The sequence below is a fragment of the Psychromonas sp. genome, assembly GCF_983033635.1.
The window spans coordinates 14,337-31,891 of record NZ_CEZLMY010000030.1; the positions used below are offsets into that span (position 1 = coordinate 14,337).

Below are 17,555 nucleotides of genomic sequence, written 5' to 3' on the forward strand. Positions count from 1 at the left end.
AAGGGGAGCGGTAATAGCAGAAAAACCCATAGGTAAACAAATTCAAACATTGTTATTTGCCTCTTTGCGCTGTTTTTTAATTTGTTTTGGAAACTCTTTTATCCATATCTTGGTCTGTGCTAAGTCATCTGTTGAACAGGGCTGTTCGCTATTTGTATACAGGCGTTTTAGAAACGCTTGTTTGCTGTCAAACAGGGGATTCGTTGCATAACTCTGCAGAAAATCAAACCATAACTCGCCATGTAATGAAGCCACCTGTTGGCGCGGGAAATATAATAATACTACACCTTTAAGAAGCTGATTTAATTCGATAAAATTGGCATTAGCCTGTTTGAGTTGCTGCAGTTTTTTTAATGCTTGTTGTTGCTTTAACTGCTGTTTTTTCAAGTGCTTTAACAGATAAGTTGTACCCACAATCACGACAATAAATGCAAGCGCTAAAAGCCAATAGATAGGGGCTGGCGGCCACCAATCGGGGGCTGTTGGCGTTACAATATCATTAAGTTGTGATAGCGGGTTCTGATTAGCGAGCGGTGACATGAAACTGCTCCATTAATGAGTTAGACGCACAAAGTTGATAAAGCGGAATACCTTGTTTGATAAATGTACTGACCACCTTTTGTTGACGTTCACTGGCTGCATCTTGGTATTGCTGCAGGGCATCTTTTTGTTTAAAAAAACCACTACCATAAAGGCTATTTATTTTTACTCTTGCCTGCTGCACATTTTTGGGCAGCAGTTGTTCAAGCGGATCGCTAATCTGCCAGGCACTAATCTGATTATGGCGTCGCATCTGACTTATCAATTTCTGGCAGTTTTGATCGAGCTGTGAAAAATCGCTAATCAAATGAATTTGACAGCCTGTCTGTACTAAACGGGAAAGACGTTTAAGTTGCACTAATAGTGATTGTGCACTGTTTTCCGATTTAAAAGGTCGGGCTTTACATAAGCGTTCACTTTGATGAAGAAAAGTCATTAAACCTTTGCTTCTGCCTGTGGGTTTTAGCTCCGCAACCTCTTGCTGGTTAAATACAATACCGCCCAAACGGTCATTACGCTGTTTAGCTTGCCAACTCAGCAGTGCAGCAAGGTGGCAAGCCTGCACGGATTTAAAGACAAACTGACTGCCAAAAATCATACTGTCAGAAAGATCTAATAAAATAAAAACCGGGCGCTCTTTCTCTTCCTGGTACAGTTTTGTATGCGCTTTGCCTGTTCGTGCTGTGACTGACCAGTCAATAGCGCGCACATCATCACCCGCCTGATAACGGCGAACTTCCGCAAATTCCATACCCCGGCCTTTAATTTTAGCCAGATAATTGCCTGCAAGTTGTCGATATGCGGCACTGGCAACCGGCTGCAGCTGCAGTTTTGCCTGTTGTTTATAACTGAGTAATTCACTGAGGCTAACATCGGTCCCGGTGAGATACGGACTATTAGCAAACAGCGCTGGTTTAGTGGCATTCATTAGGCTGGAATCGCTACCTGATTAATAATCTCTTTAATAACACGATTTGTGTTAATACCTTGCGCCTCTGCTTCATAACTTAAAATTAGGCGATGGCGTAAAACTGGGTAGAGGTTGCGAATAATATCATCTGGCATCACGTAATCACGGTTATCAAGCCAAGCGCGGGCTTTTGCTGTGCGCATTAATGCCAGTGTTGCACGGGGGCTGGCACCATAACTTATCCACTCTTTTAATTGCGTTCCATAACGTGCTGGTTGGCGTGTCGCGATAACCAGATCAATTAAATATTGCTCTAAATGTGGCGCAATATTGATATTCATAATCTCATTACGGATAGCAAATATTTGTTCATTTAATAATGGTGTCACCTCGGCAACCGTTTCTTTTAAAATCTCTTTGTGATTAAGTTTTAAAATTTCTTTTTCGGTCGCGGCATCAGGGTAGTCTAATTCAAGATGCATAATAAAGCGGTCTAATTGTGCTTCAGGTAAAGGATAAGTACCTTCCTGCTCAATTGGATTTTGTGTTGCCATTACTAAAAATAGTTCAGGTAACTGATAGGTTTTTTTACCTACGGTAATTTGATGCTCCGCCATCGCCTCTAATAAAGCAGATTGTACTTTGGCTGGCGCACGGTTTATTTCATCAGCAAGGATTAAATTATGAAACAGCGGGCCTTTTTCAAAAATAAACTCGCCTGTTTCCTGGCGGAAAATATCGGTGCCTGTTAGATCCGACGGTAATAAATCGGGGGTAAATTGAATGCGATGAAAATCACCTTCAATGCCATCTGAGAGGGCGTTAATAGCGCGGGTTTTAGCAAGTCCAGGTGGACTTTCAACAAGAATGTGACCATCTGCTAGTAAAGCAATTAATAAACCATCTACCAGTTCACTTTGTCCTAAAATCATTTTATTAAGGTAAGTTCGTAATGCGTCAAGTTGTTGTTTTGCCATGTTTATAATCTGCTTAAATTAAGATAAAGAAAAATATACTGCCAATAACAGTCAACTTCAAGGTAAAAAAGTTCCTCTAACGTTTGTAAATTAAAGCAGTTGACACAATAATTATTGTCAGTGATCTCTAATTGAGTGGTGCAAATCTTATTTTTTATGATTTTGCACATGTTTTTTTTTTAAGTTTTTACGTATTATTAACATTAATTTAACCAAACCGAAGGAATCAACATGAGCGAATTAGAATCGATTATTTGGCATACGCTTGGTTATCTCGCCATGCCAACTATTTTTATTGCAGGTTTTGTCGGTGTGTTTTTGGTGGCCATTGCTATTTTAAAAGTTTTCGGCGAAACAGCAGTCGAAGATTAATCACAAATATTGCCGAGAAAAGTCAAAGCACTATTGCATAAAGTTATATATTGGTAGGCTCCCTATGTAGTTTTAGCGGAGCTTTTTTATGCAGCGAGGAGAACGATATGCAGATTTATATTATGCGTCACGGGCAAGCCGAAATGATGGCCCACTCCGACGCGGAGCGAGCTTTAACTTCGCTTGGGCGTTTTGAATCAGAAAAAATGGCAGCTTATTTAGCGAAACGAGATGTCTCTTTTGATGCCGCATTGATAAGTCCATACCTGCGTGCCCAGCAAACTTGGGAATCAGTGCGACCGTTCTTCCCTGAAATATCAAATGTACAAACGATTAAATTTTTAAGACCAAGTGGCAGTGCGCGTAAATCAGTTAATGAGGTTTTAGCTTTACAAGCAGCAGGAGTAAAAAAGCTATTAATTGTTTCACATCTGCCGTTAGTTGGTTACATCGTTGGGGAGCTGGCTCCTGCAGCCGGTGTGCCTGCATTTTCAACCTCCTCTGTAGGCCATGTGGAACTCGATGAAAGTGGATTTGGTTATCTGCACAGTTTAACGACGGTTTCTCAGATCAACAAGAAAATCAATCAGAGTTAAAAGAGAGAAAAATAGCTCTGGAAGTTTACCGTTAAAATATAAGCACTGCTTTTATGGCAATTAAAAGTAAGTGCACGCTTTAAGTACACGCTTTAAGTACACGCTTATAGGTACGTTACTTTTCAATGCTAGGCGTACTGATTAAATTCAATATTTTATGACATATCATTATTTTCAATATAAATATTCACAATTGCGCAATATTACCCGTTTCTTTATGCCATTAATAAATCCCCCAATTAGCGAATTTAAATACAATTAGAATTGATTGTTAGTACTTACTTTATCTTTACTCATTTTTTGTAAGCGCTTGCTATTTTCTTTTTTGTATACAGGTTCAAACATTTGCAATAATAACAGCCCCTTTTTAAGTTTGTTGACGATAGATATGGTTAAATCTCCACCGATTACTTATCAATTTTTACAAGGAAAACCTATGAATTACCCATTTTCAAAAGTGACTCTGGCATTGACGCTGGCATTCAGTTTAGCCGCTTGTGGCGGCGGTGGCGAAACAGCACCACCTCCTCCACCTGTAGCTGATTGTGAAATAGAGCATTCGACACTCGCTTGTTATCAAGGTGATGAAACTGTTGCTGCAAATTGTGGACTGATTACCTATCAAGTTATGGTGGAATCCTTTGTTGATGGGGATAGCAATTTAGGTTACGGCACTGGTTATGGTGATAGTCACCATGAAGGCGATTTGCAGGGGGTTATTGATTCTCTTGATTATATTAAAGGCTTGGGTGTTAATGCTATCTGGCTAACCCCTATTTTTCAGTCTACCGCTACTTCTGGGCAAGATGATTGGGCTGACCGCTTAGATGCAACTGGTTATTTTGCGAGTGACTACTTTAAAATAGACGCTAAATTTGGCGATATGGCGAAAGCAAAAGAGTTGGTTGATGCAGCACATGCGAAAGGTTTATATGTGTTTTTTGACGGAGTATTTGGTCATCATAAGGGGAATGTTGAGCCATCACCAAACGGTCTAACTCCTAAGGGAAGCAATAATCCAGTCGATTACCCGGAAAGCTTAGCATTTTATAAAGAGGTGGCAACTTACTGGATCAATGAGCTTAAAATTGATGGTTGGCGTTTAGACCAAGCATATCAAGTGCCAACTGACCAATGGACGGAGCTACGTGAAGCTGTAGAAAAAGCTTCTGCAAGTGTTACTTACACAGATGCAAACGGTCAAACGGTAAATCCATTGGGTTATATGGTAGGCGAAATTTGGAAAGGGCAAAATGAAATTGCTGAAACAGGCTATTGTTCAGATAAGTCTCCTGCGCTGCATTCCAACTTTGATTTTCCTATGCGTTACAGTGTGGTACAAACTTTTGCAGTAGAAGAGAGTGGCGCAGGTAATCGCCCTGCAACAACCTTAAACAGCGGTTATATGAGTCATCTTTCCTACCCGGCTCATGCTATGCCAAACCTGATGTTAGGCAATCACGATCTAGTGCGCTTTGGTGACCTACTGCAGCGTGGTGATATTAGCTCACCTGATAATGCTGAATACTGGACAAGACACAAAGGTGCCTTTAGTTTTATGGCAGCTTATTCAGGTCCCATTACACTCTATTATGGTGAAGAGATCGGTGATGAACTGCCAGGCTTTGCGGATAAAGAAGACCCATGTGATGCGACTCGAGGACGTTGCGATGATCATGTCGCACGTACTAGCGCGAAAGTCGAGGGGGTTACAGGTGTTACATTAAACAGTAATCAGGCGGATCTTAAAGATTATGTAGCAGATTTAATGACTATACGCAGTGCTAACCCAGCGCTATTTAATGGTGAGCGTACTCATATCTATTCAGACACTGATATCTATATTGATCATAAAAGTGCTACAGATAACAATGTGCTTTACCTGATTAATATCAGTGATAGTAATGTTACTCATGAATTAACAGGTTTAAGTATCGGTAGTGATGGCGATCTAACGGATCTGTTAACGGGCAGTGTATATAAAATTGCGGGTGATACCTATTCTGTAACACTTAATCCATTTGAGGCTCTATTTTTGAATATAGAGTCTCCTTTAGCAGATGGGCCGCAATCGCCAACGGGTGACGATATTATTGGTGAAGGTTTTATGGGATCTTGTACTAATCCCGATTCCAATGAAACAGCTCCGCTTGATGTAGATATGTTTATTCGTGGAACCTACGAGGGTGGGGATGGTTTTGCTGCAACGCCAGCATCACACAAGTTTAGCTACAAAGGCCTGAACACCTATCAAGTTGTGGTAGCTGAATCTAAAGCCGTAGCTTATAACTTTAAGTTTGCTGCCAGCGATTGGTCAACTGAGTTTGCTGTTGCAGGCAGTGCGCCTGTTATGCTTGCTAAAGAGCAGGACTTAGCGGCTGCCGTAGGTTCTGGAACTGAGTCTCCTATCACTATTCCAGAAGCGGGAAATTATGTGTTTAGTTTCAGCGTTAATAATGACGGTTCAGCGAACAAGCTGATGGTCAGTAAATGTGCTGAGTAACGCTTAGTTAACTGCTAGATCAAAAAAGGGAGGTCAGTTAACTGGCCTCCCTTTTTTATGACTAGAAGCCTGCAATTTAATTACTTCTCATATTCCTGTTTCATCTGCCAATCTTCAAGTTCAACTAGCACCAGTAAGGCGCCATGGCCGCCAAACTCTAGTGGTGCTTGGTGAAATGCTAAAATATCAGGGTGCTGTGCCAACCAAAGCGGCACCTGTTTTTTTAAGATATGTTTGCCGACGCCGTGCATTACACTGCAGCAATATAACCCCTCTTTTTTGCAGCAAGCGAGCAATGCGCCAAGCTCACGTTTTGCTTCTTCTTGAGTAAGGCCATGCAGATCTAAAATTATCTCCGGGGCAAAGTCACCACGTCGTAACTGTTTTATTAAGTATTTTTCAGCATCTTGGCGTATATAACGGATTGGCCCCTCTTCAGCTAGATGCGGTTCAAATCCATCAGAGAAATGATCGGTTTCAAACGAAGCGACCAGCGTTTGTTTGATGATCTGTTTTTTCTTCATGTTTTTAGTGGGCAGTTTTATGGTATCCTGCTGTAACTTTTTGATACCTGAAAACTCTGCGCTAAATAGAGAAAAATCATCATTTTTATTTTTATCGGTCATGGCCTTTCCAAAGATAAATCTTGATAGCTGCAGTTTACCTTAATTGGAGAATAAGTTGGATACGATTTTTAGTGATGAAGCGGTTAACGAACTGCAGACCATCCAGGATATGATACGTTGGGCAACCACTGAGTTTAACCGAGCTGGCTTATTTTATGGTCATGGCACAGATAACGCTTTAGATGATGCAACGCGCCTTATTATGCCTTCACTAAATTTGCCATTACACTGTAATAGTGAAATCTACAACGCTCGTTTAACACGCCGTGAGCGTGAAATGTTAGTGGAGCTGATTGTCAAGCGTATTGATTTACGTATTCCGGTGGCTTATTTAACCAATACCGCATGGTTTGCCGGTTTAGAGTTTTATGTCGATGAGCGCACCTTAGTACCTCGCTCTCCATTTGCACAATTGATTGACTCCCGCTTTGCTCCTTGGTTAAAAGAATCGCCACAGCGAATTTTAGATTTATGTACAGGCAGTGGCTGTATTGCAATTGCCTGTGCTTATGCTTTCCCTGATGCTGAAGTCGATGCTGTCGATATTTCAGATGATGCATTAGAAGTGGCTGAAATTAATATCCAAGGGCATGGATTAGAACAGCAGGTTATTCCAATGTTATCAGATCTCTTTTCTGGTGTAGAAAATGAAAAATACGATCTGATTGTTTCAAATCCGCCTTATGTTGATGCGGAAGATATGGCAAACTTACCTGATGAATTTAAACATGAACCAGAGCTTGGTTTAGCATGTGGTTTTGACGGCTTAGATCTAGTGCGTAAAATGTTAAATCAAGCCGCTGATATGCTCAATGAAAACGGCTTGTTATTTGTTGAAGTGGGTAATTCACAAATTCATTTACAAGCAGCTTATCCTGAAATTCCATTTGAGTGGATTGAGTTTGCGGCAGGCGGGCATGGTGTATTTGTTTTAACAAAAGCACAGCTTGATAATATTAAAATCTAAATTTATTAAAATAGAGCAATTAGTCTCTGTTTTTAAAGTCACTTAGTTAAAAACGGGAAATAATCATGGCAGGAAGCAGTATCGGTCAACTCTTTAAAGTGACCACATTTGGCGAAAGTCACGGTGCAGCATTAGGTTGTATTGTTGATGGTATTCCGCCTAATCTAGAGATTTGCGAGGCAGATCTTCAGCACGATTTAGACCGACGTCGTCCGGGGCAGTCTCGTTATACAACGATGCGCCAGGAAGGTGACCAAGTTAAGATTTTATCTGGTGTTTTTGAAGGAAAAACAACGGGTTGCAGCATTGGTTTGATGATAGAGAATACTGACCAGCGTTCAAAAGACTACTCTGCGATTAAGGATCTGTTCCGTCCAGGCCATGCTGATTACACTTATCATCAAAAATATGGACACCGTGATTACCGTGGCGGTGGCCGTTCATCAGCACGAGAAACCGCAATGCGTGTTGCTGCCGGAGCAATTGCTAAAAAATATTTAAAAGAGCAATTTGGCATTGAAATTCGTGGCTATTTAAGTCAGTTAGGTGATATTACACCTGATTCAATTGATTGGAATGAAGTGGAAAATAATCCATTTTTCTTCCCTGATGCTTCGAAACTCGGCGCGCTTGATATTTATATGCGTGATTTGATTAAAGAGGGCAACTCAGTGGGTGCGAAAGTATCGGTTGTGGCTTCGGGTGTGCCTGTTGGCTTAGGTGAGCCGGTATTTGATCGTTTAGATGCAGAACTTGCGCACTCATTAATGAGTATTAATGCCGTGAAAGGTGTGGAGATTGGTGATGGTTTTGCTGTTGCTAATCAAAAAGGCACTGAGCACCGTGATGAAATGACGCCGGATGGTTTTTTATCAAACCATGCTGGTGGTATTTTAGGTGGTATCTCGACGGGGCAGGATATTATTGCGCATATCGCGTTAAAACCAACTTCAAGTTTAACCATTCCCGGTCGTACAATTACCGTTGATGGTGAACAAACAGAGATGATCACCAAAGGGCGACATGATCCATGTGTGGGTATTCGTGCTGTGCCAATTGCAGAAGCGCAAATGGCTATTACTTTATTGGATCATCTGCTTCGTCATAGAGCGCAGAACCTGAATGTGACAACCAATACACCGTTTATTAAATAATATAGGTTCTAACGGATAGAATTTATAAATTGAAAAGCACAGTTACTTTTACAGTAAGTGTGCTTTTTTATACTTTTAAAACGGTAACTGCCAATCTAAAGAAAACTGAATAAACTGTTTTAATAGCGGGCTTTGATACTTTTCTTTATGGCAAACAAGCCAGTAATCACGCGACATATCAAGTTCAAGGTTAAGTTGTACTAAACGTTTATCATTAAGCGCGTGGCGAGCCGCCAGTTTAGAGATACAGGTTATGCCCAAACCAACCGAGGTACAATTAATGATCGCCTCTGTGGTATTTAGCTCTAAAGAAATAGAATAAACGTTTAGTTTCTCGCCGATATGTTTTATAAAAAAATCGCGCGTCCCCGATCCTATTTCTCGTAAAATCCACTGTTGATTTTCTAAATCACTTAAGCTTAATTTTTTCTTTTTAGCTAGCGGGTGTGCGCTATTGCAGACTACCACCATCTCATCTTTCAACCAGCGGATTGACTGTAATTGCTCGTCAAAAAAATAAGCTTCGACTAAACCGATATCGAGTTCATACTCTTTTATCTGTTTGCAGATAGTGGTGCTGTTCTCAATTAACAGGGATTGCTTGAGATGTTTTGTACTTGCTCTAAAGTCAGATAACAGTGACGGAACAACATGGTTACCAATTGTATTGCTTGAGCCGATGCGCAGTTTTCCAGTGAGACTAGTTTGCTGTTCAAATAAGCGAGTTATTGCTTTGCTTCGCTCAATTTGTTCATCTGCAAGTGGTAGTAACTGCTTACCCCATTCATTGATTAATAGGCGGTTGTTTTTACGTTCAAACAGTTTATGACCAAGCTGCTTTTCAAGCTCAGCAAGTCCCATACTTACTGCTGGTTTGCTGATAAATAGTTTTTTAGCAGCTGCGGTAATGGTTTTCTCTTGAGTTATACAAATAAAAACCTGTAATTGTTTTAAGGTGATATTCATAAATGCCTTTTAGTAATGCTCAGTAAGCTGTTAAGTTTGATTTGATGTGGGTAAGATAGTTTAAACTACTTTTAGTATGCAATAATAATCTCTTTAATAAACCAGCGAAGCTGTGACTGTGATTTACAAATTTAAAAATATTAATAACTATTTGTGTAATATTCCGAGTGCGCTGGCAGGGCTTGCATTAGGTATTTCTAGTTTAGGTTTGTGCTGGGAAAACAATGTTAACCTACAAGGTGCCGGGCAGATGTTTGGCGCTATAGTGGCGAGTTGCATCCTTTTGCCTCTTTTTTTTAAGTTTCTATTTAATCCGCATCTTTTAAAGCAAGATTTACAACACTATGTCGGTGGCAGTGTTGCACCAACTATTGCGATGGCAACTATGGTGGTGGCAAATAATATTGCTTTATATTATTTTCAACTAGGACAAGTTATCAGCTTGTTGGCCATTATTTTACATCTGTGTTTATTGGCCATGTTTATCTTCTACCGAAGCAAAAATTTTAAGTTTGAACATATTTTACCAAGTTGGTTTATTCCGCCTATCGGTCTTGTTATTGCGCTGATTATGTACCCTGGCGGTATCAGCCCTCCACTAGCAGAGCTGATATTACAGTTTGGCTTGCTCTCTTACGCACTATTGTTACCTGTTGTATTATATCGATTGCTGTTTTCTGAAAAATTTTGTGATCATGAAAAGCCAATTCTCGTTATCCTGGCTACTCCTGCAAGTTTATTATTGGCGGCTTACTTTGTGGCTGCAACTGAACCAAGTTATTTAATGATCGCTATACTTGCTCCGCTTGCACTTGTAATGACGCTATTTGCCTATTTTGCATTTATAAAGTTATTACGTTTGCCTTTTACTCCTGCTTATTCAGTATTTACCTTTCCATTGGTTGTTGGGGCCACAGCTCTGTTTAAAACAAGTCAGTTTCTATTAGAAGATGGTTTTAATATGCAGGTGGTAGTTATTATCGAACAATTAGCCTATCTGGAATTAGTGATTGCAACCTTGATGGTTATTTATGTGAGTATGCGTTATATGCTCTATTTTTTAGCTATGGCTAAATAATATCCCTCAAGAGGAGCATCTCTTGAGGAATATTATTGTGGCTGAATTAAGTCAGGTTAACCAAAAAGTCTTCCAAGCTCTTTTTTCATTTTTTTCTCTAGCTCTTTACCTTCCTGTTTAAGCTCATCTTGTGATTTTTCCTGTAGTTTTTCCTGCTGTCTTTTAAATTCGGCCTTGGCTTTTTCTTCGAGTTTTTTAGCTTTCATTTTAAGCTCATCTTTTAAAGCGCCATCCATATCTAAAGCAAATTTAGGATCTGTAAAAGGACCGCTAATCAGAAGAGGTATTGTTACACCGCTAAGGTCATACACCTCTGTATCTGCATCGCTTTTCGATAACGGTGTGATACTTAATTTGTAATCTAACGATTCTTTCAAAATATCCACTAGACCTAAACCGTCTAGACGCATAACAGGTGATAACATTAATAATTTGTTATTATCTACCACCCCTTTTTTTATACTGAATTCACCGCTTAATGAAGCGAAATCTGTTTTCTTAATATTGGCTTCTGTCGGCACTGACTTTCCTGTCAGTTTAGCTTTTAGTGTACGGATCTCCTGCGGAATGTTAACACCGTATAATTCACCATCGAGTAACTTAAAATCACCATTACCCGCTAACTGAGATTTTATTTTGCTTGTCGTTAAACCTTTACCAATTGCATAAAAGTTAAACGCGGTTGTACCACTAAGCAGATCAATATCGGCAGCATCGATAAGTAAAGGTCGAATTTGTACATCTTTAAGTGTGCTTGAAAGCTTGTATTTATTTAAACCTTTTGCATCGTCAACCCAAGCGTTTACCGTTAATAAACCTTGGTATAACTGCGCGGTTAAAGGTTTAACTTGTGCTTTGCCTTTATTTATTTCAACAGTTGTATCGATTTTACCAATGGTTAAGCCTGATGCTTTAAGACCTGCAATAGCTAAGGATCCCTTAACATCTAAGCTGTGTAAAAAGCTTAAATCAGGCTCCTGCTCGCTTACTGTCTTCGTCTTATTTGTTGTACTGCTTGTTGTGCTTTTAGCGCTTGTATCTGCTTTTTCTGCTGACTTTTTATCTGCAGGGGATTTGGCCGGTGCCTGTGTCAGGTAAGGATTAAGATCCCATTCGTTACCCTGTAGGGTAAAGCGTACCCTGGTTAAATTAGTTGTCTGTACTGAGAGCACGCCTTCTAAGTGAATTTTATCAACTTCTAAAAATAGCTCACTAAGATCGGCTTTACCTGTATTCAGATCATAATGGATATTACTTCTAAGCGAGCTTATTATCTTACCATTTGGCAAATCTTTGCCTGTAAATGTTGTTTTCAAGTTAAGGTTATTAACTTGCACTGATGAAAAGTCAGGTGCAACAATTAATTTTGACTGTAACTCAATCTGACCATGCATTTGTGCAACCGCTAGCGCGGTTAAAACAGATAAATCAGTTTCCTTGCCTAATACAAATTTACCAAGACGAATGTGGTTGATATTTACCTTGCTAGTTGAGCCAACTTTTAAATCCTGCACTTCAATTACAGCATTTTTAATATTTATGCCTGCTAACTGTGCTTTATCAATTGCAAAAAATCCAGGCTTTTGACTTTCAGGTGTGGCGTTTTCAGGTGTTTCCTGCTCTATTTCTTTAGAGTCTGTTGCTACTTTTTCAGGGAACATATTATCAAGGTTCGATGAGCCATCTTTATTGGTTATCAGGTTTAACACTAAGCCATTCAGTGTTAACTCGCCAATTTGAATCTCCCCCTTAAATAGCGGTAACACCTCTAAACCGATCGCCGCATTATCTATCTTCACTAAGTGTTTGCGATTAAAACCATCGAGGTTATTTAATTCAATTTCACCACTGCTAAAACCGAGCTGCGGAAAAAATGTCCAGCCGATATCCCCGTTAATCAACAGATCCCGGTTAATTGTTTTTTTAACCTGAGTTTGGATCTCTTGTTTATAATCATTGGGATCGATTACTGTTACTAAAATTACAGCGGACAGAATAAGCAGAGCTATCAGCCCTGCAAATAATTTAACAAACAGTTTCATCGGATTTTCCTTTTAAGTGAGAACTAATTGAGATTAAATAAAGTGTAACCTGTTTTTATTAATTTTAAATTATTGAAAACAAAAATATTAAGTTAATGGTAACTCTGTCGTGTATTTCAGTTGCTCCATCGCAAAGCTGGAGTTTACGTCGGTTAAGCCACTAACATTATTCACCAGCATTTTGTAAAAGCGGTCATAACAACGCATATCAGCAACTAACACTTTAAGCATATAATCGTATTCTCCCGCCATACGGTAAAATTCCATCACGGCTGCAAAACCTTTTACTTGTAGAACAAAATCCTCTAACCAACGTTCGGAATGTTGTTGTGTTTTGATTTGCACAAAAGCGATCAGCTGTAACCCTAATTTTTCCGGGTTTAATAAAGCCACGCGTTGTCGGATAACCCCCTCAGTTTCAAGGCGTTTTACGCGATTCCAGCAAGGTGTGGTGGTCAGGTTTAACTGCTCCGCAATCTGTTGTAAAGATAACGAAGCATCTTGCTGCAATAGGCTTAATATTTGTTTGTCGGTATTATCAATTGGCATGGTTACCTGCTTATTCATGCTGGTTGGGGTGAATTTTCTTTTAATGACTCAATATTAAGGTTGATTTTCTTATAAATCAAAATTTAATAGCAATTTAAGGAACTATTTCTACAGCTAGTTGGTTAATCTTAATTTATGCAAAACAAAAACAATAAAGGACAATCTATTATGAGTAAGCAACGTAACTGGGTGGCTAATGCGATTGAGAAAATTCAAGCTGATTATCAACGCAGTGCTGATACACACTTGATTAAACTTAATCTTCCGCAACTTGATGGTATTGATATTTACCTTAAAGATGAAAGTACTCACCCGACCGGCAGTTTAAAACACCGCTTGGCACGTTCTCTATTTTTGTATGCTTTATGTAATGGGAAAATTAAGCAGGATACCACTATTATTGAAGCCTCATCAGGCAGTACAGCTATTTCAGAGGCGTATTTTGCACGTCTATTAGGGCTGAAATTTATTGCTGTGATGGCAAAAAGTACCAGCCAGGAGAAAATCGATCAGATAAGCCTCTATGGTGGTGAGTGTTTTTTAGTTGATTCCACTGAGATGATTTACGCTGAATCGGAACTGTTAGCCAAGCAGTTAAACGGTTATTACATGGATCAATTTACTTATGCCGAGCGTGCTACTGATTGGCGGGGTAATAATAATATTGCCGATTCTATTTTTATGCAGATGAAATTGGAGCCCAATCCAATTCCTAAACATATTGTGATGAGTGCCGGCACGGGAGGCACAAGCGCAACGATTGGACGTTATTTGCGCTATAACCAATTAGATACTGAACTGACTGTAGTTGATCCTGAAAATTCCGTGTTTTTCGATTATTTTAAAAGTGGGGATAGCAGCTTAGTAACTAATAGTAGCAGCAGAATTGAGGGCATTGGTCGTCCTCGCGTCGAGCCTTCGTTTATCGCATCATTGCTTGATAATATGATCAAAGTGGCCGATGTAGAATCGGTGGCTACGGTTTTGTGGCTTGAGAAAATCTTGGGACGCAAAGTAGGGGCAAGCACTGGGACCAATATGGTTGGGGTGTTGCAGCTGGCAAAGCAGATGCTGGACAATGGCGAGTCTGGTTCGATTGTGACGTTATTATGTGACAAAGGAGATCGTTATTTGGGCAGTTATTTTAATCCTGATTGGGTAGCTAAAAATATAGGGGATATTGGCCCATATCTGGCGCAGTTGGATAGGTTTTTGGGGAAGGATAAGTAAGGCTGTTTTTAAGCTAACCAACCGCTATTATTTTTTAACCTTGCGCTGCTTTTTCTGTTTAGCTTGAGCAGCTCAAACTGAACCTCGTCTATTTTTCAGTTAGAAAATCTCAATCTGCAACGACTATATTTTAGCCTTATGCTTAGCAGTCTTAAGTGCTTTGGATACACGTAAAAAGTATAACTGATACTGCTCTAAATGAGTAACACTCTGATTTCACAGGTAAAATAAGGTGACTTTTATTTGTTGAATTTTTTATGGTTATTGTTGCCCGTTATGTTTACTACATTCTCTTTTTTACCGATAGAAAAATCAGAGGGGATTATGCATATTTGCAAAGGAATATAATGGAGATATATCATATTTCACCTTAGTAAAGAATCACTTAGCGGGCTTTTGTGTTTTATAATAGCGCTTTGCTATTCGACGGACTCAGGTTAAAGAGGGAAAGTGAATTTTATTTTGTAATTGTAGTAACTATCATTGCTCCAGATGGTGTCTCTCAAAAAGTGAGTGTGACATGTGTCACGCATTCAAAAGGAAACAAGAAAATGACCTATATGCTGCTAACTTTCAGCTAGCAGACTGATACCGAGATGAAATGGTGGCTGTAAGCGCATTCTTATTTAATTTTCAGTGAAAAAAAACCGATAACACAAAGCTTCCTTTGACAAGGATCACATTTTCCAAAATAAAATATTTACTCCTTTTTATAAACGACAAGAAATGACGGGAAACGACATGAAATGACTAAAAGATGATTTGTTTGTCATGAGCTGTTTGCGTACCTTCCTTTTTTATTTGTAGCGATCCAATCTGTATATGCACTTTCAAAATGATGAGTGTATAAAGTTTAAAAATATCAAGGAGAGAGTTCAGTGAATCTGATAAAGCTAACAATAGCGATTTTATCGCTCAGCGTTATCGGCGGTTGTGGAAATAGTGAAGATACAAATACCACAACTCCGACTAAAAAATTAAACGTTCGAGTTATAGATGGGTATTTATTTGATGCGCTTGTCTGGCTGGATGTTAATAAAGATGGAAAACAAGATGCTGACGAACCACAAGCATGGACCGATATCGATGGCCGAGCATCGTTAGATATTACTCATGTTGATGGTGATATTACAAATTATCCGGTAATTTCAAAATCGGTAAAAGGAAAAACCATTGACGCAGATGTGCCGGGTGTAACCATCGCACATAACTATCAGATGAAAGCTTCTGTTGAAAGTTATTCTTCGGACACAACTCAAATAATCACACCAATTACGACATTACTTAATGTAAAAATGTCAGCTGGGCAATCAAGAGAAGAAGCTGCGACTGAAATCCGCACCATACTTAAACAACCAGATTTAAGTTTTGATGAAGATTATATTGCTACGGATGCAACTTTATTGGCTCACTCAGCTAAGGCATTAGTACAAATTTTACCTGAAGAGTTCGATGCAAATTTAGTCTCTGAGCATGCTGATGAATTGCTAAGCGGTGCGCAGCAACTTGGTAATGAAATCGCAACACAACTTGCTAACAATGAAGAGCCAAGCCTGGCTGGTAAGGTTTTATATAAAGATGAAGCTGGTGAGATAATTTTAGATATCGATAGTGACGGTGATGGTGTTGCTGATGAGGTTGATAAATTCCCATCTGATCCATTAGAAAGTATGGATTTTGATAATGACGGTAGTGGCGATAACGCCGATCTTGATGATGATGGTGATAACGTTGCCGATAAAGATGATCTATTCCCTTATGATAATTCTGAATCATTAGATACTGATAACGATGGTACTGGTAATAACGCCGATCTTGATGATGATAATGATAGCGTGGCAGATAATAGCGATGCTTTTCCATTAGATGCAACTGAATCTGTTGATACAGATAAAGACGGCACAGGTAATAATGCTGACTCTGATGATGATGGTGATGGTGTTGCTGATACAGATGATGCCTTCCCATTAGATCCTACGAAAACAACTGACAACGACGGCACCGGTAATGATTCTGATGGTGATGGCGTAGATAATGATAGCGATGCTTTCCCGTTAGATGCATCTGAATCTGTCGATACAGATGCAGATGGTACAGGTAACAATGCTGATAGCGATGATGATGGCGATAGCGTAGCTGATGTCGATGATGCTTTCCCGTTAGATGCTTCTGAAACAATCGATAGCGATAACGATGGCACAGGTAATAATGCTGATAGCGATGATGATGGCGATAGTATTGCAGATAAATTTGATGCTTTCCCATTAGATAAAGATGAGTCTGTCGATACTGACGGTGACAAGCAAGGCAATAATGCCGATCTTGATGATGATAATGACAATGTTGCAGATACAGACGATGCCTTCCCGTTAGATGCTTCTGAAACAATTGACAGCGATAACGATGGCACCGGCAATAATGCCGATCTTGATGATGATGATGATGGTGTGGCTGATACAGATGATGCCTTCCCGTTAGATGCGAGTGAATCTGTAGATACAGATGCCGATGGTACAGGTAATAATGCGGATACCGATGATGATGGTGATAAATATCTAGATACGGATGAATTAGCTGCAGAAACTGATCCATTAAGTGCTGCAAGTTTACCGCTTGATAGTGATGGTGACTTCATCTCAAATGTTACTGATAGCGATGATGATAATGATGGCGTATTAGATGAAGATGATGCTTTCCCATCAGATGCAACTGAAACTGTAGATACAGATAAAGATGGCACAGGCGACAATGCCGATGCGTTCCCGGCTGATGCAACTGAAACAGCGGATACAGATAATGACGGCACCGGCGACAATGCTGATGCGTTCCCGACAGATGCTTCGGAAACCGCGGATACAGATAATGACGGCACCGGCGACAATGCCGATGCGTTCCCGACAGATGCTTCGGAAACCGTTGATACGGACAATGACGGCACCGGCGACAATGCCGATGCCTTCCCGAACGATCCTCTAGAAACAGTAGATACGGACAATGACGGTACCGGCGACAATGCTGATGCTTTCCCGACGGATGCTTCAGAAA

General features: G+C 39.8%; 14 protein-coding genes and 1 pseudogene. 8 read left to right on the forward strand and 7 right to left on the reverse strand.

Translation table 11 applies throughout. The features are described 5' to 3' along the window. Positions 1-42: 42 nt before the first annotated feature. From AC4GME_RS06375 to AC4GME_RS06385, 3 genes are read right to left on the reverse strand one after another with little or no spacing between them, the layout of a single operon-like run. Positions 43-540, reverse strand: a complete 498-nt coding sequence (locus tag AC4GME_RS06375; RefSeq protein WP_490377226.1) for a DUF4381 domain-containing protein — start codon at positions 538-540, stop codon at positions 43-45. Further along, the gene (locus AC4GME_RS06380) at positions 524-1,468 is read right to left on the reverse strand and encodes a DUF58 domain-containing protein (protein WP_490379151.1); all 945 of its coding nucleotides are present in this window, start codon (positions 1,466-1,468) and stop codon (positions 524-526) included. Before AC4GME_RS06380 ends, AC4GME_RS06375 begins: the two co-directional genes overlap by 17 nt. Then, positions 1,468-2,427 (reverse strand): AAA family ATPase, encoded by a 960-nt coding sequence (locus AC4GME_RS06385; RefSeq protein ID WP_490377224.1) that lies wholly within the window; start codon positions 2,425-2,427, stop codon positions 1,468-1,470. The genes AC4GME_RS06380 and AC4GME_RS06385 overlap by 1 nt, the downstream gene beginning before the upstream one ends. 231 nt (positions 2,428-2,658) lie before the next feature. On the opposite strand from AC4GME_RS06385, the gene AC4GME_RS06390 reads away from it, so the two are divergent. From AC4GME_RS06390 to AC4GME_RS06400, 3 genes are all read left to right on the forward strand, one after another. Further along, entirely contained in the window at positions 2,659-2,799 is a 141-nt protein-coding gene (locus AC4GME_RS06390) for a TIGR02808 family protein (protein WP_490377223.1), read from the forward strand. A 107-nt stretch (positions 2,800-2,906) separates the two neighbouring features. Continuing rightward, a complete protein-coding gene (gene sixA / locus AC4GME_RS06395; protein WP_490377222.1) occupies positions 2,907-3,395 on the forward strand; it encodes a phosphohistidine phosphatase SixA in 489 nt (162 codons plus the stop codon). Between the two features lie 436 nt (positions 3,396-3,831). Continuing rightward, on the forward strand, positions 3,832-5,898 hold the full coding sequence (locus AC4GME_RS06400) for an alpha-amylase family glycosyl hydrolase (protein ID WP_490379152.1): 2,067 nt from the start codon (positions 3,832-3,834) through the stop codon (positions 5,896-5,898). 80 nt (positions 5,899-5,978) lie between these two features. Here the strand turns inward: AC4GME_RS06400 and smrB are convergent, their stop codons facing one another. Continuing rightward, positions 5,979-6,524, reverse strand: coding sequence for an endonuclease SmrB (gene smrB, locus AC4GME_RS06405; protein WP_490379153.1), 546 nt, complete (start codon positions 6,522-6,524; stop codon positions 5,979-5,981). 55 nt (positions 6,525-6,579) lie between these two features. Between smrB and prmB the strand changes: the two genes are divergently transcribed. Further along, on the forward strand, positions 6,580-7,491 hold the full coding sequence (gene prmB / locus AC4GME_RS06410; protein ID WP_490377425.1) for a 50S ribosomal protein L3 N(5)-glutamine methyltransferase: 912 nt from the start codon (positions 6,580-6,582) through the stop codon (positions 7,489-7,491). 65 nt (positions 7,492-7,556) lie between these two features. Further along, entirely contained in the window at positions 7,557-8,645 is a 1,089-nt protein-coding gene (gene aroC, locus AC4GME_RS06415; RefSeq protein ID WP_490377424.1) for a chorismate synthase, read from the forward strand. 75 nt (positions 8,646-8,720) lie between these two features. Here aroC and AC4GME_RS06420 read toward each other — a convergent pair whose 3' ends face one another. Then, positions 8,721-9,611 carry a LysR family transcriptional regulator gene (locus AC4GME_RS06420; RefSeq protein WP_490377423.1) on the reverse strand — a complete coding sequence of 297 codons (891 nt, stop codon included), beginning with the start codon at positions 9,609-9,611 and terminating at the stop codon, positions 8,721-8,723. Positions 9,612-9,729: 118 nt separating this feature from the next. Here AC4GME_RS06420 and AC4GME_RS06425 point away from each other — a divergent pair, with 118 nt between their 5' ends. After that, complete coding sequence (locus AC4GME_RS06425; RefSeq protein WP_490377422.1) at positions 9,730-10,689, forward strand: TDT family transporter; 960 nt, start codon at positions 9,730-9,732, stop codon at positions 10,687-10,689. Positions 10,690-10,745: 56 nt separating this feature from the next. On the opposite strand, the gene AC4GME_RS06430 is transcribed toward AC4GME_RS06425, so the two are convergent. Together AC4GME_RS06430 and AC4GME_RS06435 are read right to left on the reverse strand one after the other, a co-directional pair. Then, positions 10,746-12,731, reverse strand: coding sequence for an AsmA family protein (locus tag AC4GME_RS06430; RefSeq protein WP_490377421.1), 1,986 nt, complete (start codon positions 12,729-12,731; stop codon positions 10,746-10,748). An 87-nt stretch (positions 12,732-12,818) separates the two neighbouring features. Then, positions 12,819-13,280, reverse strand: a complete 462-nt coding sequence (locus tag AC4GME_RS06435) for an Lrp/AsnC family transcriptional regulator (protein ID WP_490377420.1) — start codon at positions 13,278-13,280, stop codon at positions 12,819-12,821. A 168-nt stretch (positions 13,281-13,448) separates the two neighbouring features. Between AC4GME_RS06435 and AC4GME_RS06440 the strand changes: the two genes are divergently transcribed. Then, a complete protein-coding gene (locus AC4GME_RS06440) occupies positions 13,449-14,510 on the forward strand; it encodes a PLP-dependent cysteine synthase family protein (protein WP_490377419.1) in 1,062 nt (353 codons plus the stop codon). A gap of 878 nt (positions 14,511-15,388) precedes the next feature. After that, positions 15,389-17,555 (forward strand): annotated as a pseudogene (locus AC4GME_RS06445) (hypothetical protein); the annotation flags it as partial.